The sequence below is a fragment of the Myxococcus guangdongensis genome (genome assembly GCF_024198255.1).
In the GTDB taxonomy this organism is placed as follows: domain Bacteria; phylum Myxococcota; class Myxococcia; order Myxococcales; family Myxococcaceae; genus Myxococcus; species Myxococcus guangdongensis.
The window spans coordinates 996,990-1,016,798 of sequence record NZ_JAJVKW010000002.1; the positions used below are offsets into that span (position 1 = coordinate 996,990).

At 70.1% G+C, this 19,809-nt stretch carries 17 protein-coding genes; 8 read left to right on the forward strand and 9 right to left on the reverse strand.

The window, feature by feature from the left end; translation table 11 throughout:
- The first annotated feature begins 23 nt into the window (after positions 1-23).
- The gene (locus LXT21_RS08875; protein ID WP_254037650.1) at positions 24-2,213 is read left to right on the forward strand and encodes a M9 family metallopeptidase; all 2,190 of its coding nucleotides are present in this window, start codon (positions 24-26) and stop codon (positions 2,211-2,213) included.
- Between the two features lie 326 nt (positions 2,214-2,539).
- A complete protein-coding gene (locus LXT21_RS08880) occupies positions 2,540-4,675 on the forward strand; it encodes a M9 family metallopeptidase (RefSeq protein ID WP_254037651.1) in 2,136 nt (711 codons plus the stop codon).
- Positions 4,676-4,722: 47 nt separating this feature from the next.
- Here LXT21_RS08880 and LXT21_RS08885 read toward each other — a convergent pair whose 3' ends face one another.
- The 6 genes from LXT21_RS08885 to LXT21_RS08910 form a co-directional block, all read right to left on the reverse strand.
- Positions 4,723-6,297: an aldehyde dehydrogenase (NADP(+)) gene (locus LXT21_RS08885; protein ID WP_254037652.1), complete on the reverse strand. Its 1,575-nt coding sequence runs from the start codon at positions 6,295-6,297 to the stop codon at positions 4,723-4,725.
- Positions 6,298-6,376: 79 nt separating this feature from the next.
- Positions 6,377-7,267 (reverse strand): dihydrodipicolinate synthase family protein, encoded by an 891-nt coding sequence (locus LXT21_RS08890; RefSeq protein ID WP_254037653.1) that lies wholly within the window; start codon positions 7,265-7,267, stop codon positions 6,377-6,379.
- Positions 7,264-8,544 carry an NAD(P)/FAD-dependent oxidoreductase gene (locus LXT21_RS08895; RefSeq protein ID WP_254037654.1) on the reverse strand — a complete coding sequence of 427 codons (1,281 nt, stop codon included), beginning with the start codon at positions 8,542-8,544 and terminating at the stop codon, positions 7,264-7,266. Before LXT21_RS08895 ends, LXT21_RS08890 begins: the two co-directional genes overlap by 4 nt.
- Entirely contained in the window at positions 8,537-8,806 is a 270-nt protein-coding gene (locus tag LXT21_RS08900) for a (2Fe-2S)-binding protein (protein WP_254037655.1), read from the reverse strand. Before LXT21_RS08900 ends, LXT21_RS08895 begins: the two co-directional genes overlap by 8 nt.
- Positions 8,807-9,084: 278 nt before the next feature.
- Positions 9,085-10,221: an NAD(P)/FAD-dependent oxidoreductase gene (locus LXT21_RS08905; RefSeq protein ID WP_254037656.1), complete on the reverse strand. Its 1,137-nt coding sequence runs from the start codon at positions 10,219-10,221 to the stop codon at positions 9,085-9,087.
- Positions 10,218-11,153 (reverse strand): 4-hydroxyproline epimerase, encoded by a 936-nt coding sequence (locus LXT21_RS08910; RefSeq protein WP_254037657.1) that lies wholly within the window; start codon positions 11,151-11,153, stop codon positions 10,218-10,220. The genes LXT21_RS08905 and LXT21_RS08910 overlap by 4 nt, the downstream gene beginning before the upstream one ends.
- 245 nt (positions 11,154-11,398) lie before the next feature.
- Here LXT21_RS08910 and LXT21_RS08915 point away from each other — a divergent pair, with 245 nt between their 5' ends.
- The 3 genes from LXT21_RS08915 (at position 11,399) to LXT21_RS08925 (ending at position 12,805) form a co-directional block, all read left to right on the forward strand.
- A complete protein-coding gene (locus LXT21_RS08915) occupies positions 11,399-12,061 on the forward strand; it encodes a hypothetical protein (RefSeq protein WP_254037658.1) in 663 nt (220 codons plus the stop codon).
- Positions 12,062-12,149: 88 nt separating this feature from the next.
- On the forward strand, positions 12,150-12,449 hold the full coding sequence (locus LXT21_RS08920) for a hypothetical protein (protein WP_254037659.1): 300 nt from the start codon (positions 12,150-12,152) through the stop codon (positions 12,447-12,449).
- Positions 12,450-12,505: 56 nt separating this feature from the next.
- Entirely contained in the window at positions 12,506-12,805 is a 300-nt protein-coding gene (locus LXT21_RS08925; RefSeq protein WP_254037660.1) for a hypothetical protein, read from the forward strand.
- Positions 12,806-12,860: 55 nt separating this feature from the next.
- On the opposite strand, the gene LXT21_RS08930 is transcribed toward LXT21_RS08925, so the two are convergent.
- Positions 12,861-14,948 (reverse strand): methyl-accepting chemotaxis protein, encoded by a 2,088-nt coding sequence (locus LXT21_RS08930; RefSeq protein WP_254037661.1) that lies wholly within the window; start codon positions 14,946-14,948, stop codon positions 12,861-12,863.
- A 491-nt stretch (positions 14,949-15,439) separates the two neighbouring features.
- Here LXT21_RS08930 and LXT21_RS08935 point away from each other — a divergent pair, with 491 nt between their 5' ends.
- Positions 15,440-15,988, forward strand: a complete 549-nt coding sequence (locus tag LXT21_RS08935; protein WP_254037662.1) for an ECF-type sigma factor — start codon at positions 15,440-15,442, stop codon at positions 15,986-15,988.
- A 3-nt stretch (positions 15,989-15,991) separates the two neighbouring features.
- Here LXT21_RS08935 and LXT21_RS08940 read toward each other — a convergent pair whose 3' ends face one another.
- Both LXT21_RS08940 and LXT21_RS08945 read right to left on the reverse strand, forming a co-directional pair.
- Positions 15,992-16,255: a hypothetical protein gene (locus LXT21_RS08940; RefSeq protein WP_254037663.1), complete on the reverse strand. Its 264-nt coding sequence runs from the start codon at positions 16,253-16,255 to the stop codon at positions 15,992-15,994.
- Complete coding sequence (locus LXT21_RS08945) at positions 16,252-17,394, reverse strand: linalool dehydratase/isomerase domain-containing protein (protein ID WP_254037664.1); 1,143 nt, start codon at positions 17,392-17,394, stop codon at positions 16,252-16,254. The genes LXT21_RS08940 and LXT21_RS08945 overlap by 4 nt, the downstream gene beginning before the upstream one ends.
- A gap of 243 nt (positions 17,395-17,637) precedes the next feature.
- On the opposite strand from LXT21_RS08945, the gene LXT21_RS08950 reads away from it, so the two are divergent.
- Positions 17,638-17,895: a hypothetical protein gene (locus tag LXT21_RS08950; protein WP_254037665.1), complete on the forward strand. Its 258-nt coding sequence runs from the start codon at positions 17,638-17,640 to the stop codon at positions 17,893-17,895.
- A gap of 22 nt (positions 17,896-17,917) precedes the next feature.
- Positions 17,918-19,723, forward strand: a complete 1,806-nt coding sequence (locus LXT21_RS08955) for an acyl-CoA dehydrogenase (protein ID WP_254037666.1) — start codon at positions 17,918-17,920, stop codon at positions 19,721-19,723.
- Positions 19,724-19,809 lie beyond the last annotated feature (86 nt).

Consider the following 19,809-nt stretch of genomic DNA (forward strand, 5'->3'; position numbering starts at 1 on the left):
TCACACACCTCGGAGCTCCAACCATGTGTCACCCCGTCACGAATGGGTGTCGTTATCCCATCGTCCTTGCCATCTGTCTTGCCGTCTCCGCCTTGGGAGCGGACGCCCGACCTTCAGGCCCCTCGCCAGCCGGGGCCGAACTCCCGCGGCATGGGCTGGAGCAGCCCCGCCAGCGTCCGCTGCCCGAGGAGTCTCCACCCTCCTCCACGCCGTCGCGACTCGCCTGTGACACGGCGGCTTTCGGCGCGGCCAGCGGCGCGGCGCTCGTCACCCTGGTGGAGGCCTCCACGCAGGAGTGCCTCCGAACGCTGTTCGATGTGACGGGGACGCTGGCGCGCCAGGTGTTCATCGAGAGCAAGATGATCACCGTGGCGAACGCGCTCACACCCAGCGCGAACGCCTACGCCGGGGATACCCATGGGACGGCGCTCCCGCTCATGATGTTCCTGCGGGCGGGGTACTTCGTGCAGTCCTTCAACCCCATCGTGGGGACCTACGGTACGGCGCTGAGGAACGCCATCCGTCCGGCGCTGGCCGCGTTCGTTGCCAACAGCCACTTCCAGGACGTCAACGACGAGCACGGCGTGGTGCTGCGGGAGTTCGTCACGCTCATCGACAGCTCGGGAGAGACGCCGCTGCATCTGGGCACATTCCAGGGGCTGTTGGACCGCTTCGACGACACGACCTTGGAGTCCTGGTACATGTACTCCGCCACGAGCAAGGTCTTCACGGGCCTGTCTCGCGGGCACCATGACGCGGCCTTCATCGCGGCCGTCCGGCAGGACGATGCCATCCTTGGCGCGCTGGACTCCTTCGTCCAGCGCACCGAGCACCTGCTGGGCACGTACCATCAGGACCTCACCATCGACGCCGCGCGAGAGCTGGCGCGCTTCATCCAGTACCCCGGCGCGCTCCAGGACAAGACGCGGCCCATGTTGAGGGCGCTCATCGCCAACCACCCGATGACGGGGCCCACGGCGGTGGTCTGGGTGAACTCCGTCGAGGCGGCGGACATCTACGACGGCGCCAACTGTGCGTACTACGGCATCTGTGACTTCCGTCGCACGCTGGCGCAGGCGGTGCTCCCGAAAACGTTCACCTGCGGCGCCGTGCGAATGCGTGCCCAGGACATGACGACCGAGCAGTCCAGGCAGACCTGCGCCCGGCTCTCCGCGCAGGCGACGTACTTCCACGACATGCTGGGGCGGGTGCCGGTGGCCGGAGACAACAACACCACGCTGGAGCTGGTCATCTTCGACAGCAGCCTGGACTACCAGTTGTATGCAGGGTTGCTGTTCGACATCGACACGGACAACGGCGGCATCTACCGGGAGGGGAACCCCTCCGCGTCGGACAATCAGGCGCGCTTCATCACCTATGAAGAGGAGCAGGCGCGGCCCGCGTTCCAGGTATCCAACCTGGAGCGTGAGTATGTGCACTATCTGGATGGTCGCTTCGACATGAGCGGCGACCTCCAGACCAGCATCAGCCAGCCCACCCGCTGGTGGATTGAGGGCCTGGCCGAGTACTTCTCGAAGAAGAACGACAACGCGGGCGCGGTGGCGGTGGGGGCCGGCAAGGCGTTCCAGCTCAGCCAGATTCTGCGCAACGATGACAACAGCGGCACGGAGCGCCTCTACACCTGGGGCTACCTCGCGGTGCGCTTCATGTTCGAGCGACACGTGGACCGGGTGAACACGTTCCTGGGACACTTTCGCGCGGGGAACTACGCCGCGTATCGCCAGTCACTCGACGCGCTGGGCACGGCGTACGACACGGAGTTCCACGCGTGGCTCACCTGCGTGGCCACCGCGAGCGACCCGAGCACCTGCGCGAACACCGTTCCGCCCCCGGAGCCCGGCACGGGGACCCCATGCACCGCCTCCGACCCCCAGGCGCTGGGCAATGGCTGCTACCGAGGCCCCCTCGCCTTGAGCAACGTGCAGGGCCAGCAGTCCTTCTACCTGGTAGTGCCCTCCCGCGCGCGCAACCTGCGCATCCAGCTCAGCGGCGGCACGGGCAACGCGGACCTCTACGTGAACCACGGCATCTGGCCCACCGCCACGACGTATGACTACCGGCCCTATCTGGCGGGCAATGACGAGGCGGTGGTCATCCCGTCTCCGCGCTCCGGCTACTTCTACATCATGCTCAAGGCCCGCCAGCCCTATACGGGCGTGAAGGTGGAAGCCCGCTTCGACACGGGGCCGTGAGTCCTGAGGCGACTCCCGGGTGGACCTGCCGCCACCTGGGAGTCACTCCCGCTTCGGCATCCCTTGGTCATTTCCATGCGTCTCCACGATGGAAAGACACAAGAAAGACATCTCTGGACATGGATACCTTGAACACCGCGTGAAACCCACGTCGGAGTCGTCCTGTACTGTCGACACCGTGCAGCAAAGCCCCCACCCCGAGGAGCACGAGCATGCGCAGTCCAATCACGGATTGGTGTCGCTGTCACATCGTCCTCGCCTTCTGTATCGGAGTCCTCGCCCCTGGAGCGGACGCCCGCCCTGGGGCTCCCCCGCCGACCGGGTCCGTGCAACGTCCGCACGGGCTCGAGCACGCACACCAGCGCATCCTGCCCGACGAGCGCTCGCCCGACGTCGCGCCGGAGAACCTGCGTCGGGAGCTCGCACCGCCGCCTCCTGCCCGGACCCTGCTGGCCGCCTGTGACACGGCGGCCTTCGGCTCGGCCAGCGGCGCGGCGCTCGTCACCCTGGTGAAGGGCTCCACGGAGGCGTGCATCAACTCTTTGTTCAGCGTCACGGGCACGCTGGCGCGGCAGGTGTTCATCGAGAGCAAGATGGTCACCGTCGCCAACGCGCTCACCACCAGCGCGCAGGGCTACGTGGGAGACAACAGCGCGCAGACGCTGCAGCTCATCCTGTTCCTACGGGCCGGGTACTATGTGCAGTTCTACAGCCCGGACGTGGTGGGTGCGTACGGCACGGCGCTCAGGGACGCCATCCGTCCGGCGCTGGCGGCCTTCGTCGCGAACAGCCACTTCCGGGACGTCAACGACGCGCACGGCGCGGTGCTGCGTGAGTTCGTGACGCTCATCGACAGCTCGGGACAGAACGCGCTGCACCTGGGCACGTTCAAGGGGCTGTTGGACCGCTTCAACGCCACTGCGGAGGCGTTCTGGTACATGCGCAGCGCCACGAACAACGTCTTCGTGGGCCTGTTCCGGGGTCACTACAACGCGGACTTCGTCGCGGCCGTGCGGCTGGACAGCACCATCATCGACGCGCTGGAGTCCTTCGGCCTGCGCACCGAGCACCTGCTGGGCACGGACAACCAGTACCTCACGGTCAACGCCGCGCGCGAGCTGGCGCGCTTCCTCCAGTACCCGGGCGCGCTCCAGGACAAGGCGCGGCCCAGGGTGCGGGCGCTCATCGTCAACCACCAGATGACGGGGCCCACGGCGGGTGTCTGGGTGGGCTCGGCGGAGATGGCCGAGTACTACGACGGCGCGAACTGCGCGTACTACGGCATCTGTGACTTCCGTCGCACGCTGGAGCAGACGGTGTTGAGCATGACGTACAACTGCGGCGCGACCTTGCGCATGCGCGCGCAGGACATGACGGCCGCGCAGTTCAGCCAGAGCTGCTCGCGGCTCGCCACGCAGGAGACGTACTTCCACGACACGCTGAAGACGGGGCGCGTGCCGGTGGCGGGGGACAACAACACCGCGCTGGAGATGGTCATCTTCGACAGCAGCCTGGACTACCAGACGTATGCGGGCGCGCTGTTCGGCATCGACACGAACAATGGCGGCATGTACCTGGAGGGAAACCCCTCGGCGTCGGGCAACCAGGCGCGCTTCATCGCGTATGAAGCGGAGTGGGTGCGGCCCACGTTCCAGATATGGAACCTGGAGCACGAGTACGTGCACTACCTGGACGGCCGCTTCGACATGAAGGGCGACTTCAGCGCCAGCGTCAGCCAGCCCACCATCTGGTGGATTGAGGGCCTGGCCGAGTACATCTCGAAGAAGAGCGACAACGCGAGCGCGGTGGCGGTGGGCGCCGGCAAGGCGTTCCAGCTCAGCCAGATCCTGCGCAACGACTACAACAGCGGCACGGAGCGTGTGTACACGTGGGGCTATCTCGCGGTGCGCTTCATGTTCGAGCGGCACGCGGACCAGGTGGGCACGTTCCTGGGACAGTTCCGGGCGGGGAGCTACGCCGCGTATCGCCAGTCGCTCGACGCGCTGGGCACGACGAACGACACGGAGTTCCACGAGTGGTTGACGTGTGTGGCCACCGCGAGCGACCCGAGCACCTGTGTGAACCCGGGTCCTGGGCCTGGGCCCGGACCTGGGACGGGGACACCGTGCACGGACTCCGACGCCCGGAGGTTGGGCAACGGCTGCTACCGCGGCCCCCTCTCCGCGACGAGCGGCCTGCAGTACTTCTACCTGTGGGTGCCCAATGGCGCGCGCAACCTGCGCTTCCAGATGAGCGGCGGCACGGGCAACGCCGACCTCTACGTGCGCGCCGCGTCGTGGCCCAGCCTCACGACCTACGACCACCGGCCCTACCTGGCGGGCAATGACGAGACGGTGGACATCCCGTCACCGCCGACCGGCAGCTACATCTACCTGATGCTCAACGCCCGGGCGCCGTACTCGGACGTGAAGCTGGAGTCCCGCTTCGACACGGGACCGTGACGTGAAGCGAGATTCCCGGGTGGACGTGGCGCCACCCGGGAGTCGACTCACTCCCGCTTCAGCACCCCATCGACCGTGCGCCACAGGCCGAGCGGGTTCGACTCGCGCAGCTCGGACGGCAGCAGCGCATCCGGCACGTCCTGGTAGCACACGGGCCGCACGAAGCGCCGGATGGCGCCGGTGCCCACCGCGGTGAAGCGAGCCTCCGAGCTGGCCGGGAAGGGACCGCCATGCACCATCGCCGGACAGACCTCCACGCCCGTGGGCACGCCGTTCACCAGCACGCGCCCCACGCGGTCCGTCAGCACGGGGAGCAGCGCGGCGGCCACCTCCGTGTCCCTTGCGTCCATCAACACCGTCGCCGTGAGCTGGCCTTCCAACCCGGACGCCACACGCACCAACTCCGCCGCGTCCTTCGCCGGCGTCAGCACCGCGCAGCTCCCGAACACCTCCTCGGTCAGCGCGTGCTCCGCGAGCACCGCCGTGGCCGGCGCCTCGAACAACGCCGCGGCCCCTAGCGCCGCACTCGATTCACCGCGCACACAGGTCCGCGTGTCCGCGCGCGCCGCGAGACGGCCGACCCCCTCACGGAAGCGATTGGCGATGTTCGGCGTCAGCATGGGCGCGGGCGAGGCCGCTCCCAGCTTCTCGGCCAGTCGCGCGCGGAAGGCCTCGTACCCCGGCCCCTCCACCGCCACGACCAGACCGGGAGAGGTGCAGAACTGTCCCGCGCCCTGGAGAATCGACGCGGCCAGCGAGTCCGCCATCGCCTCGGGGCGCGCGGACAGGGCCTCCGGCAACACGAAGATGGGATTGATGGAGCCCATCTCCGCGAAGACCGGAATGGGCAGGGGCCGGGAGGCGGCCAGCGCCATCAGCGCCTGTCCTCCCTGACGCGAGCCCGTGAAGCCCACCGAGCGGATGGCGGGGTGACGCACCAGCGCCGCGCCCACCTCCGTGCCCGCATCGAACAGGAGCGAGAAGACGCCCTCGTGCAGACCACACGCGACCACGGCGGCGCGGATGGCCACGGCCGCGCGCTCCGACGTCGCCGGGTGCGCGGGGTGGGCCTTGGCCACGACGGGACAGCCCGCGGCCAGCGCGGACGCGGTGTCACCTCCCGCCACGGAGAACGCGAGCGGGAAGTTGCTCGCGCCGAACACCGCCACCGGCCCCACCGGACGCAGCATCGAGCGCAGGTCCGCGCGCGGCAGGGGCTTGCGCTCGGGCAGCGCGTGGTCGATGCGCGCATCCACCCAGCTCCCCTCCTCCAACAGCCGCGCGAACTGACGGAACTGTCCCGCCGCGCGGGCCAGCTCTCCCTGGATGCGCGCGGGAGGCAGCCCCGTCTCCTTCGGCGTCACCGCGAGGAAGTCCGCCTCCGCCGCCAGGAGCGCCTCGGCGATGTGCTCCAGGAACACCGCGCGCTGACGCGAGGACAGGGCCGCGAGCGACGGCGCCGCCTCCGCCGCGAGCGAGCACGCCCGCTCCACCTCCTGAGGCCGCGCGGAGTGGAAGCGCAGCTCCAGCGCCACGCCCTCCGCCGGGTTCCATCCGGTGAACGTCGCGCCACCCGGCTCGCCGCGCTCGGCGCCAATCAACGACAATCCCATCCAGCTCATTCCACTACCTCACGTCGGGGAGGGACACGGGCGTGCCCCTCGAGCTTCGACCTCGAATACGTCACACCACGAATCGTCCCTACAGCGCGGGACGGTTCGCCAACGCCTCGCGCAGCACGCGCAGGCACTCCTCACGCTCGGCGCCCACCAGCTCCATGCGGGGCCCACGCACCCGCTCGTGGCCCCAGCCCATCTCCTGCTGCACCAGCTTGATGAGCTGGACGAACTTCGGGACGGTGTCCAGGCGCAGCAGCGGCAGGAACCACCGGTACAGCGCGAACGCGGCGTCCTTCTTGCCCGCCAGGGACAGCTCGAGCAGGCGCACCGACTCGGCGGGGAACGCATTCACCAGCCCTGCCACCCAGAAGCGCGCGCCCGCCTCCACGCCCTCGACGAGGCAGTCATCCACGCCCACGCCCAGGGCCAACCGGTCGCCCAGCAGGGCGCGGATGCCGGTGACGCGGCGGGCATCGGTGGAGGATTCCTTCACGGCGACCGCATTGTCGTGCTCGGCGGCCAGCTCCGCCAACTGCGCGGGCGTGAAGTCCGTCTTGTAGGCCACGGGGTTGTTGTAGAGCAGGCACGGCAGCTTCGTGGCGCGGAGGACCGTGGACATGTGCGCCTTCATCTCGCGCCAGTCGCTGGAATAGACGTACGGCGGCAGCACCATCAGGCCCGCACACCCGGCCTCCTCGGCGGCGCGGGCCAGACGCACGGCCTCCGCGGTGGACAGCGCGGCGATGCCGGGGATGACGGGCGCCTTCACCGCGTCCACGCACGTGCGCATCAGCGCGGCCTTCTCCTCGGAGGTCAGCGTCGCGCCCTCGCCCAGCGAGCCGCAGGGGATGATGCCCGTACAGCCCTGGGAGATGAGCCACTGCACGTGCGAGCGCACCGCGCCGTGGTCGACGGACAGGTCCGCGTTGAAGGGGGTGGTGATGGCGGGGAGGACACCGGACCAGAGGCTCATGACTTGCTCGTGTGGGAAGAGGAAACGTCGGGGGGAGGAAGGCGCAGGCTGCCGATGCGCGCGGGGAGACAGGGCGGGCGCACGTCCTCGCCCGACCAGCCGAAGAGCGTCTGCGCCGCAGGGCCACAGGTGCGGCCCTGACACGCGCCCATGCCCAGCCGGGCGTACAGGCGCGCCTCGCGCAGGTTCGTGCACCCCTCCAGCGCGGACAGGGGCACGTCTTCACAGCGGCACAGCAAGGTGTCGGGCCGGGCCAGTCGGCGCAGCTCTTCGCGAGGGGCGTCGTGGCGCGCGAGGTGGACGGAGAAGTCGCGCACGCTTCGCCATGCACGAACGAGTGACTCGGGGATGGGCCGGTCCGCGGCGACGAGGCCCGCGAGCTCGCCGGTGACGAGCGCCTGGTCCACGCCGCCGATGCCGAGCAGCTCGCCCACGGCGTGCACGCGAGGGACGCGGGTCTCCAGTCGCTCGTCCACGAGGACCGCGCCGTGGGAGACCTCGCAGCCCAGCAGCCGGGGCAGCTCCAGATTGGGCACCAGACCAAAGGACGCGCCCAGGTAATCGCAGCGCAGGTGCTCCTCGTGGCCGCGCACGGACAGGCGAACGGACTCGAGTCGGTCCGTGCCCTCGGCGGCGAGCACCCACGCATCCGTGGACGTGGGGACGCTGATGAGCTTCGCGGTCATCGCCGCGCCCTGGAGCAGCTTCGAGGGATGGCGCCAGAGCTGGAGCGCGAAGCGCCAGTGGTCCGCGGCGGGAGCCTGCTCGGCGATGTAGAGGACCTCCCCGCCGTGGGACTGAATCGTCGCGGCGGCGGCGAGGAGCAGCGGCCCCGTGCCCGCGAGGACCACGCGCTTGCCGCGAATCGGCAGGCCGTCCTTCACGAGCACCTGGAGACCGCTGACCCCGAGCACACCGGGGAGCGTCCAGCCGGGGAACGGGAGGAAGCGCTCACGTGCGCCCGTGGCCAGGATGACGCGGCCGTGGTGCACCGCGAACGAGGAGGCACCCTCCTCGACCAGGAGCACACCGGGTTCGGGAGAAGCGATGACCCGCGAGCCAGGACGGAAGCGGGCACCCGAGGCCGCGAAGCGCGTGAGCCATCTGCGCGCGAGCGGGTTCTTCCCCGTCCGGGCCTCACCGCGCCAGATCTGCCCACCGGGCTCGGGTTGCGCATCGAGGACCAGGACCTTCAGCCCCGCCTCGGCCGCATGACAGGCGGCGGCGAGTCCACCGGGTCCCGCGCCGACGATGACGACGTCACACGTCTCACGCATCGGTCGCCACCTCCTGGCCGTCACGACACGGAGTCAGACACGTGAGGACCTCGGACACGCCGTCGACGGTGGCCCGACACTCGAAGCACACGCCCATGCCGCACAGCGGTCCGCGGGGACGTCCACCCAGGTCCGCGCGGCTGACGAACCGCTCCGTCATCGCGAGCGCCGCGGCCACGGAGGTGCCCGAGGGGACGGTGACGGCCTGCCCGTTGATGCGCAACGTGACGGAGGCAGGTGCCTTGCGCGATGGCTCACCCATGGGACACCTCACGACGCAACCGCACGGAGTGGCGCGACGTCCGCCCACCCATGGACCAATACGACGAGGCACCCATCCCAGCGCGTGGCGCGGCACACTCACGAAGAGACCCGCTCGTGACGGCATCCAGCCAAGCGCCCATCCAAGGGCCTCGCACCTCCTGCGCATGCCACACCCCACCGGCGGCGTAGAGCGACGAAGCGCCCACCCACGGGCGGCGCGCCCCATCCCCACTCACTCCCGTCGAGGCACCCACGCAGGCCCCATGCGGCACAGCCTCACGCATGCGCCACCTCGCGAGCCGACGCCCCCAGGAAGCGCGAGGGCGAGTACGCCGCCACATCGATGGCGCTCGTCCGCCCGAGCATCTGGTCCGCGACCAGCCTCGCGCTCCCCGTGGCGGTGGTGATGCCCAATCCCTCATGCCCACAGGCCAGCCACAGCCACGGCTTCTCCGGATGCGGCCCCAGGAGCGGCAGTCCATCCGGGCTCGCGGGACGCAGTCCCGTCCACACACGCAGCGCCTGCAAGCCATCGAGCCCCGGGAGGAACATCGCCGCGCGCTTCAGCATGCGCTCCAGGATGGCGGCCTCCACCTCACGGCTCGCCTCCCCTGGCTGTCGCGACGACCCGAGCAGCAACTGCCCGGTGACACGCGGCTGCGCATTGAACGCGACCGACGCGCCATCCGTGCCGTGCGCGCTCTTGAGGTACCCCAACTCCACGAGTTGGTGATGCACCACGGGAGCACCGCGCCGCGTGATGAGCAGATGTCCCTTGCGCGGAGAGATGGGCAGCTCCGGACAGAGCGAGGGACTCGCCACGCCCGCCGCGAGCACCACCCGCCCGGCCTTCAGCACGTCCCCGTTCGCCAGGAAGACGCCCTCGGGTCGCAGCTCGCGGACCGGACATCCCGTCATCACCTTCACGCCACGCGCCTGCGCCCGCTGCGCGAAGGTCCGCGCGGCCACAGGCGGATACAACACGGCGTCCTCCGGCACCCGCAGCGCACCCACGAGCCCGGGAGCCAGCGAAGGCTCCGCCTCATACAGCGAGGCCGCATCCAACACCTCGGCCCGCACGCCCGCGGCGCGGTAGTTGGCGACCTTCGCGGAGACGGCGGCCATCTCCTCGTCATCGGCGGCCAGCCACAGCGTGCCGCACGCGTCGTACTCCACGGTGCGCGGCAGCCCCTGGGCGAGCTGTCGCCAGAGCGAGACCGAGTACGCGGTCAGCGCGAGCTCCGCCGCGTTGTCATCCATCGCGACCAGGTGCCCCATCCCGCACGCGGTGGTCGCGGTGCCGATGGAGCGCGCCTCGACGAGCGCCACGGACAACCCTTCGGTGGACAGCGACTCCGCGAGCGCCGCGCCGACGATGCCACCGCCGACGATGACGCAATCGAAGGCGCTCATCCGATGCCCCACGCGAACGGGTCCTTCGGGTCCACCAGCAGCGTGGCCTCCGCGTTGACGGACGCCGTGCCCGTAATCGTGGGCAGGACGCGGTCGCCATCACGCACGTAGCGCGCCTGGAAGCGACTGCCGATGATGCTCTCCTGCACCCACGTGTCGCCCTCGGCGAGCACCCCCTCCGCGGCCAGGCACGCCACCTTGGCGCTCGTCCCCGTGCCACACGGCGAGCGGTCATACGCGAGCCCCGGACACAGCACGAAGTTGCGCGCGTTCACGCCCGGCGTCGGCGACGGCGCATACAGCTCCACGTGGTCGATCTCCGCGCCGCCCTCGCCGGTGATGCCCTGGTCCACGAGCGCCTGTTTGATGGCGGACGTGTACGCGAGCAACGACGGCACCCGCGCCAGCTCCAGCGGAGGGTTCGTCGCGCGTGAGAGGAAGAACCAGTTGCCGCCCCACGCGATGTCGCCGTGCACCACGCCATGCCCGGGCACGTCCACCTTCACGTCGTGCGCATATCGATAGCTGGGCACGTTGGCGATGCTGACGCTCCCGTCCGGGTGCAGGGTGGCCTTCACCACGCCCACGGGCGTCTCCAGCGCGTGCACGCCGGGGCCGATGCGGCCCAGGTGCTCCAGCGTCTTCACCACGCCGATGGTCCCGTGGCCACACATGCCCAGGTAACCGACGTTGTTGAAGAAGATGATGCCCGCGACGCTCGAGGGGCTGACAGGCGGGCACAGCAGCGCGCCCACCATGACGTCCGAGCCCCGGGGCTCGCAGACGATGGCCTTGCGGAAGTCGTCGAAGCGCTCCCGGAACCGCTCGCGCAAGCTCGCCAGGTCGCCCGTGCCCAGCTCCGGGCCGCCCTCCGTCACCACCCGCGTGGGCTCTCCACCTGTATGACTGTCGATGACTCGAATGCGCCGCATGCGGACCACTCCCTCCACCCGGGACCTCCCGAATGACACCCTAGGAGTCCTGGAGCGCGGTTTCTTGCGCGATTCGACCACACCCGCGTGGCAAACACGCAAATCCGCCAGGGACCCAACGGGTTGAGTGCCCCCGGAGCCGCGCGCAGCTTCGCGACCACCTGCGCGGCAAGAAGCAGCTCTCGCCCAAGGGCTTCGGGCTGCTGTCCGACTGGCCCGGCCCTCGCGTCGAATACGCCCTCGACGTGCTCTGGCAGGCGACCCTCACCCGCGCCCCACGTGAGCCCGGTCTCAACATCGGCTCGCTGCCCGCGAACGCGAAGCAGGTCCTCGATGCCCGGGCCCTGAAGGACCTCCGCGCCGGGCTCGCGGCCCTCGCGCCCAAGGCCACCACCCCAAGGACGCGCCCGAGCACGGCCACGCCCTTCTCACCCACCGCCTGGAAGAAGACCCTCCGCAGCGTCGACAACAAGGCCTTCGCCGCCGCGTGGCTCGACGCCGCGAGGCACAACCTCACTGCTCGCGCACCCCTGGGAATCTCGCAGGCCCTGGCGGCGGTGGACCCGCACGCGGTGCCGCCCGTCGCCCTCCTGAAGCAAGACGGGAAGCTTCGCGCGCCCCACGGCATGCTCAAGCACGTGGTGATGCACGCCGACGCGCGCGCCCGACGCATCGTGTTCGTGACGCTCGGCACCTTCGGGAAGACGCCCTTCGTGCCTCACTTCATCGCCGCCCTCGAGCACGGCCGTGGAGAGGACCAGGTCGCCGCCGTCGCGGCGCTCCTGCTCACCCAGGCCCGCCACCCCGACCTCGCCAGGAAGGTCCACAAGCACCTCTCCGTCGTGTCTCCCACCCTGCGCACCCAGGCCCAGACGTTCTTGCGACGCCACGGCCTCGTCCCCGGGTGACGCACCCGGCCACGACTCCCACGGGGTTTCCCTGGGAGTGTCAGCCCTTCGCGTGAGGCGGTGCTTCCTCACGCAAAGGGAGCACGCAATGAACCTTCGGAAGCGAAGTGGAGTTGTCGTGGTGGCCTTCTTCCTGACGGCCTGTGGTCCGGACTCCGACGTCGGAAGCCCCGAAGCCCCCAACACCTCCACGCCCCAGCGCCTGTCGGACCCGTGGACGTGTGACCCCGCGGACTGGTGCCGGGTCGAAACACACACCTTCGACTGTCCTCCCGGCGCCCCCGAGGGGATGGCCTACGCCTGGCCCACGCAAGGGGGTGGATTCTGCACCCAGCGCTTCGCGTGTGGTCCCTTCTTCCCCCTCTGCCCCGCCCCCATCGACCCGTAAGCCGGATGGCATCCGTCATGGAATAGCATCTGTTCCTCACCCCCAAGGAGCACGACATGCATCCACGCAACTTCCTCGGAGTCATGCTGACGGCCGGAATCCTCGCGGGCTGTGGAGTCGCCCCCGATGGCCAGGAGCAGGTCCAGGACGACGCGACCCGGAGCGCCAGCGACGTCTGCGATGGGACGACGGCCTGGGAGTACTACTACTACGCGGACCCCTCGATGAGCGGCGAGCCCACCGGCGTGGTCATCTGCAAGTGCCGCGGCGTCATCCAGACCTGGGGCGACACCACGCCCACGCCCTATTACTACTACTGGAGTGGCCTGTGCGGAGGCGGTGAAGCCGCCCTCTGAGGCCGCTTCCCCCGTCTCGTCCACGCCGCGAAGAGCGTGGACGAGACGCATCACCTCAGCTGCCCAGCGTGCCGGATTGAATCGCCTTGCGCGCCGAGCCAGCCATGCTCTCCGCCAGCGTCTGCACCGAGCGCGTCACGTTGCGCGTCTCCTCGACGACGCGCAGCGTCTGCTGCATCTGTCCGGACATGTCCTGGATGGCCACGGCGATCTGGGACGTGCCCGCGTCCTGCTGGGACACGGCCGCTGAAATCTGCCGCACGCTGTTGCTGGTGTCACCGATGATGCCCGCGAGCTTGCGCAGCTGCGTGCCAGAGACGCGCACCGCCTCCACGCTCACCCGGACGCGCTGCTCGCCCTGCTCGCTCATCTTCGCGGCCTCGCGCATGCTGCCGCTCACGCCCTCGAGCACCTCGCGGATGCGCTGGGTGGCCAGGATGGACTGGTCCGCGAGGCTGCGCACCTCGCGGGACACCACGCTGAAGCCCCGGCCGTGCTCGCCGCTGCGCGCCGCCTCGATGGCCGCGTTCACCGCGAGCATGTTGGACTGGTCCGCCAGGCCCTTCACCGTGTCGACGATGCCGGCGATCTCCCGCGTCCGCTCATCGAGCGCGAGGATGCGCCGCGCCATCTCCGACACCTCCTCGCGGATGGCCTCCAGGTTCGTCAGCGTCTTGTCCAGCGCCGCGCCGCCGTCGCGCCCCGCCTCTTCCGCGGCGACGATGGACTCGGCCAGCACGCGCGCCTTGTCCGACGTCACCAGCGAGCCCTGGCGAATCTCCTGCACCGTCTGCTCCAGCTCCTTGAGCGCCGTCGCCTGACGACCGATGCCGTCCGTCTGCTCCTCGCTGGAGGTGCGCAGCTGTTGCACCACCGTGGCCAGCTCTCCGGCGCCGGTGCCCATGCCCTCGGCCAGCTCGCGCACGTCCTTGCGCCGCGCCTCCAGCTGGTTCGCGTGTGACGACAGCGAGCGCACCACATGCGAGGAGCGCCGCGCGACGATTCCCACCAGCGACGCGGTGAAGGCCAGGAAGCCCCAGTGGATGAACATCCCATCCATCTTCACCCAGCCCAACAGCGGCAGCATCGCCGCCACCAGGACCAGGGTGAGCACGCCCAGACCGCCGCCGAAGATGCGCGCGTCGACATTGCCCCGGAGCGCGGCCACCACCGCGACGATGACGTACGTGAGCAGGACCGGGATGGAGTAGACCATGAGCACCTGGAACAGCCGGCTCGCCGTCCCCAGGTCCACCATGGCCACCACCCCCTGGAGCGCGGCGAGCACCGTCACCGTCCACACCACCGCGCTGAACCAGCGCGCGCGTCCCTCCAGGATGCCCTCCTGGATGAACCAGCCCAGCCCCGGCAGCACGCAGTAGGCCGCGAGGAAGGTGGCGCGCCACAGCGACAGCTCCACGCCCCACACCGCGCTGATGACCCCGCTCATGCCCACGAGCAGCACGCCCGCGCCACCGGAGAAGATTCCGAGCGCCACCAGCATGCGCCGCTGCCGTCCCAGCAACGACATGCCCAGGGCCACCTGCGCGATGACGAGCAGCAGGTTGCCCGTGATGAGACAGCCCAGGCCCGTGCGCACCACCTGCGCCAGCAGCTCATGACGCGGCCCCACCCGCGCGTGCTGGCTCACGCCCATGGCCGCCGTGCTGCTCTGGATGCGCAGCAGCACCCGTGAGCCCTGCGCGGAGGCGGGCAGCGGAATCAGCTGCGCCCAGATGGACTCGCGCACCTCGGTCCCCGACGGGTTCAGCTTCCCGTTCGCGTAGACGCGCTTGCCGTCGACATAGACCTCGTACGCGTTGGTCACCGAGCCCAGCATCAGCGCCGGCTCACCCCACCCGCCCTGGGGTACGGGGATGCTCACCCACAACATCGTGTGCGCGTCCCGACCCGGCGGAACCTTCAGGGGCTCCATCGACTTCCAGTCGACCTTGTCGGGCTCCTTCGCCCACGTGGGCACGCCGTCCGGCGCCAGCGGTGAGTCTCCCCAGCGGTAGAGCCACCCGTCCTTGAGCTCCGTGATGCTCGCGAGGCGCGTCTGCGCCTGCGCCTCGAAGCTCCACGCCAGCGCCAGCGCCAGCACCCAGGACAGCTTCGCCCACCAACGCGTGGACCGCTCCACGGGGAGACGCCCTCTCGAAACAAGAGGAGCGCGACGCGAGACATGACACGGTGACGACACGCGCTGCGGGACAAGAGACCAAGACATGTGTGGCGATGCTCGTGTGTTCGAGACATCGCTGTAAACGGGTCCACCCCACCCCGCCCGTCTGCTCATTCTCGATGTATGAGCAAGCCCGAGACAGTCATCGACACTTGGAACAGTGCTCCACTGTCTACATGGAACAAACTCGTGCCACGCGAGCCAATCACGAACAAACAGCAAGTTGTGTCACACCTGTATTCATGTCGACACGCTGTTGGGGGACCAGGGCCCCCAGTGGCCCTCCGCCGAGCGAGTCAACGGCCCGGACCGCCGTCCCTCCCCCTCCGGTCGGATTGTTGTCCCGTGAGGGCTACTTCCGGCCACTCAAGGATTTCCGGCTAATCCGTCGTTAAGAAGAGGCACGGAGATGGTTCCGGGGGCGGTCCAGGTAGGACCGAGGGGGATACATGAGCACGGCGGAGCTGGCGGAGTTGTTGGAAGGGGCACGTGAGGAGGACTCGGGCGCTCGGGATGCGCTGATGGCGGCGGCCTGCCGGGAGCTCCAGTGGAGGCTCTCGCCGGAGGTGTCCGAGGTCACGCCCCTGCATCCCATGCGGCTGGTGGAGGAGGCCTGGGCGCGGCTGTTCGCGGCGGGCGTCTCTCCGGAGTCCCGTCCCCGCTTCCTGTGCGCCGCGTCGCGCGCCATGCGGAAGGTCCTGGTGGACCGGGCCCGGGCGCCGCTCCTCCTGCGTCGCGCGGCGAGGCGCGAGCGGGTGAGCCTGCGTCATCTGGGAGACGAAGCCCCGGCGGGCGCCGAATTCGAGGTGCTCCAGCTGGAGGAGGCCCTGTCGGAGCTGGAGTCCTTCCAGCCCCGGCTCGCGCGGCTGGTGGAGCTGCGCTACTTCGCGGGCCTGAGCCTGTCCGACACAGCCGCGGCGCTCGAGGTGTCCCAGGCCACGGCGCGGCGGGACTGGGCCTACGTGCGCGTCTGGCTGACCGAGCGCTTGAGCCACTGAAGCTCAGCGCCGCTTCGCGGAGGGCGGCCGGGGCAGCGCCGCGTCCGCGAGGCCCGCCAGCAGCAGGATGGGCGCCAGCAGCACGGCGCCGAACCACGTCAGCGCGTACAGCAGCCCGAAGAGGAGCTCGGGCGCGCCCCCCACGCGGGTGCCCGACAGCACACCGACGTACTGCCGGCCTCCCGCCAGGTGCAGCAGCAGGAAGACGGCGACCAACGCCAGCGCCATCAGGACCATGGGCGCGCGCGACATCCGGGAGAGCATCATCGATGGGCCTCCAGCCCTCGCGGTGACAGCGCTCGCCGCCACAGCGGACCTTGCGTCAGGGAGTACAGCAACACGGCATCGGCCAGCGGATTGCCCGCCGCGAAGCGCAGGCCGCCGTCCTCCCAGATGGGGAACGCGGCGAAGCGCAGGCTGGTGGACAGCCCCTTCAGCAGCGACTCGTCGCCGAAGGCCGAGGCCGCCACCAACGCGAGCCCGCTCGAGCCCGCGTTCGCGTTCACCAGGGGAATCGTCGGACCGGAGTCGATGTCATCCGCGCGACTGTCGGACGCGGGCCACTCCGCCGCCCAGGCGAAGCCCAGGCGCTCGCCGATGAACAGCGCCCGGCCGCGCTCGAACTGCTCGCGCGCGAAGTCGGCATCGACCAGCTGGAGCATGTGCGCGGCGAGCCACAGCGAGGAGCCCTCGGGCCCGTCCCGCGTCGCGCCTTCATGGGTGAAGCTGGAGACGAGCAGCCCGGTGCGCGCGTCCAGCAGGTGCTCGCGCGCGGAGCGCACCCACCGCTCGCGCAGCGAGGCATGGCTGCGGCCATCCACCGCGTCGGACAGGCGCAGCGCGGCGAGCGCCACGGTGTTGCAGAAAATCCACCCCTCGTCGGGGTAGCTCTCCGCCGAGAGCAGCGGAGCCCGCTCCATCTGCGCCGCCACGCGGTCCACCCGCTCGCGCAGCGGCCGCGCCCACGCCTCGCGCGGCTCCACCAACTGTCGGGCCGCGAGCATCAGCGCCACCTCACCGTCGATGAAGAGGCTCCGCCCCGAGGCGTCCTTGAACGGCGCGGCGTGCACGTACGGCAGGAGGAACGTGTCCACCCCGCCCCGCTCGTCCTCCAGCGTGCGGGTGATGAGCGTGTCGACGACGGCCAGGTGGTCCGCCCTGCGCTCCGGCTCGTGGAGCGCCAGGTTCGCGAAGGCGAGCACGGAGAAGGTGCGCGCCATCAAGTCCCACTCCGGATTGGACCGACGCAGCACGTCGCGCTCGGGGCTGTCCGCCACCAGGGCCAGGGCCCGCTGCCGCGCGGCGAGCGCCGGCACCCAGTCCCGGGGGTTGTCGGGCCGAAACCCCAGCTGCAGGGAGGGAACCCACACCGCCATCGCCAGCAGCAGCAGGAGCATGCGTCGCATGCGCGGGTTATCCGCCAGCGGACAGCGCGTTCGTGGACGACGCCAGTGAACGGTCAGCGCCACCCGGTGAGCGGTCGCTCCAGCTCGGGGGACGAGGGGACGGGCGCTCGGCCTCCCTGTCGGCCAGCCTGCGGCCAGCAAGGGGGCGAGTGCTCCCCACATGGCACGGACTGAAGGGCAGACCCAAGTTGAGGAGTCGTACGTACAAGCAGGCGCGGGTGCCTCCCGGAGCAGGGGTGTGTCATGTGGAGTACAGCATCTTCGAACTGGGATTCGGGCCCGGCGCGGCGGCGCATCCTGGGGCGCTTGCGTCGCCCCTCGCGACTCGAGGGCCTCGGTGAAGCGGCGATGACGTCCGGCCTGCTGGAGGTCCTGGGCGAGCGGCACCAGACACCGCGCGGCCCCGGCCAGCGGTGGCGACGTTCCGCACCGCGAACCCACGAGCCTCGCGACGACGCCGAGGAGGCCGTGGACTTCGACGAGGCCATCGCCTCCTGGTAGCGCTCCTGCTAACAACGCGGGCATGAGCGCGCCCCGCCCCAATCCGCTGCTGTCGGACCGCGACGTGGACTTCCAGCTCGACGAGGTGATTCACGTCGAGCATCTCTGCACGCTGCCCGCCTTCGCCGAGCACTCGCGAGAGACCTTCGGCCTGCTGCTCGACAGCTCCCGCCGGTTCGCGCGCGAGGTGCTCTACCCCACGTATCGCACGCTGGACCTGGAGCCCCCGTCCTTCCAGGGCGGACGCGTGAAGGTCCATCCGCTGATGCGCGAGCTGTATCCGCGACTGGTCGAGCTGGGCATGCTCACCGCCACCCGGCCTCCGGACGTGGGCGGACAGCAGCTGCCCATGACGGTGCACGCGCTGGCCAGCGCGTACCTCATGGCCGCCAACCTCAGCGCGTATGCGTACCTGGGGCTGACGCACGGCGCGGCGCACCTGTTGGAGGTCTTCGGCTCGCCGGAGGTGAAGCAGGCCTTCATGGAGCCGCTGTACCGGGGCGAGTGGACCGGCACCATGGCCCTCACCGAGCCCCAGGCGGGCAGCAGCCTCGCGGACGTGCGCACGCGCGCGACGCTCGCGGAGGACGGCTCGTGGCGCATCCAGGGCTCCAAGATCTTCATCAGCGGTGGTGACCAGGACTTCACCGAGAACGTCGTGCACCTCACGCTCGCGCGCACCGAGGGCCCCGAGAGCGGCACGCGGGGCATCTCCCTGTTCGCGGTGCCGGCGCGTCGGCGCGAGGGGGAAGCGCTGGTGGACAACGACGTCCGCGTGGCGGGCGTCATCCACAAGATTGGTTGGAAGGGCATCCCCAGCCTCGCGCTGAACTATGGCGAAGCGGGTGACTGTCGCGGCTGGATGGTGGGCCCGCCGGGTCGGGGCCTCGCGTGCATGTTCCAGATGATGAACGAGGCGCGCATCATGGTGGGCCTCAACGGCGTGGCCACCGCGTCGGCGGCGTACCACGAGGCGGTGGCGTACGCGCGCGAGCGGCCCCAGGGCCGGCCCGTCGGAGCGAAGGACGCCACGCGGCCGCAGTCGCCCATCATCGAGCACGCGGACGTGCGGCGCATGTTGCTGCGCCAGAAGGCCATCGTGGAGGGCGGCCTGTCGCTGCTGGTGACGTCGGCGTATCAGGCGGACCTCGCGTCGCACGCCACGGACGAGGACACGCGTCGGAGCGCGGGGCTGCTGGTGGACCTGCTCACGCCGGTGGCGAAGAGCTTCCCGGCCGAGCGCGGCTTCGAGGCGAACGCGCTCGCGGTGCAGGTGCACGGCGGCTACGGCTACTCCAGCGAGTACCTGCCGGAGGCGTGGCTGCGGGACCAGAAGCTCAACAGCATCCACGAGGGCACCACGGGCATCCAGGGCCTCGACCTGCTCGGCCGCAAGGTGGTGGCGGGCGGCGGCGCGGCGCTGGCGATCTTCGCGCGGGAGGTGGGTCGCACGGCGGCGCGCGCGAAGGCGGCCGGGGTGGACACCGCGTGGGGTGACGCGCTGGAGCGGACGTGTGGCCAGGTGGCGGAGCTCGTCTCGGAGCTTGGCGCCCGGGGCATGGCCGGCGAGGTGGAGCTGATGCTGCGCCACAGCGCGGACTTCCTGGAGCTGTTCAGCATCCTCGCGGTGGCGTGGCGCTGGCTGGAGCAGGCCGCCGCGGCGAAGGAGGGCCTGGCGCGCGGCAAGGGCGACTCGGACTTCTACGAGGGGAAGCTCGCCACCGCGCAGTACTGGTTCGCGGTGGAGCTGCCCCGCGTGCCCCTGCTCATCGACCTGTGCCGCACGGGCGAGGACTCCTACGCCCGGATGCGCCCCGAGTGGTTCTGACCCCACCCCGCTCGGCTTCACTCTTCGACGTCCGCCCGCCCGCTCCGGGCGTGTGAAACGACTGCTCGCTCGCTACGTTTCGGCTG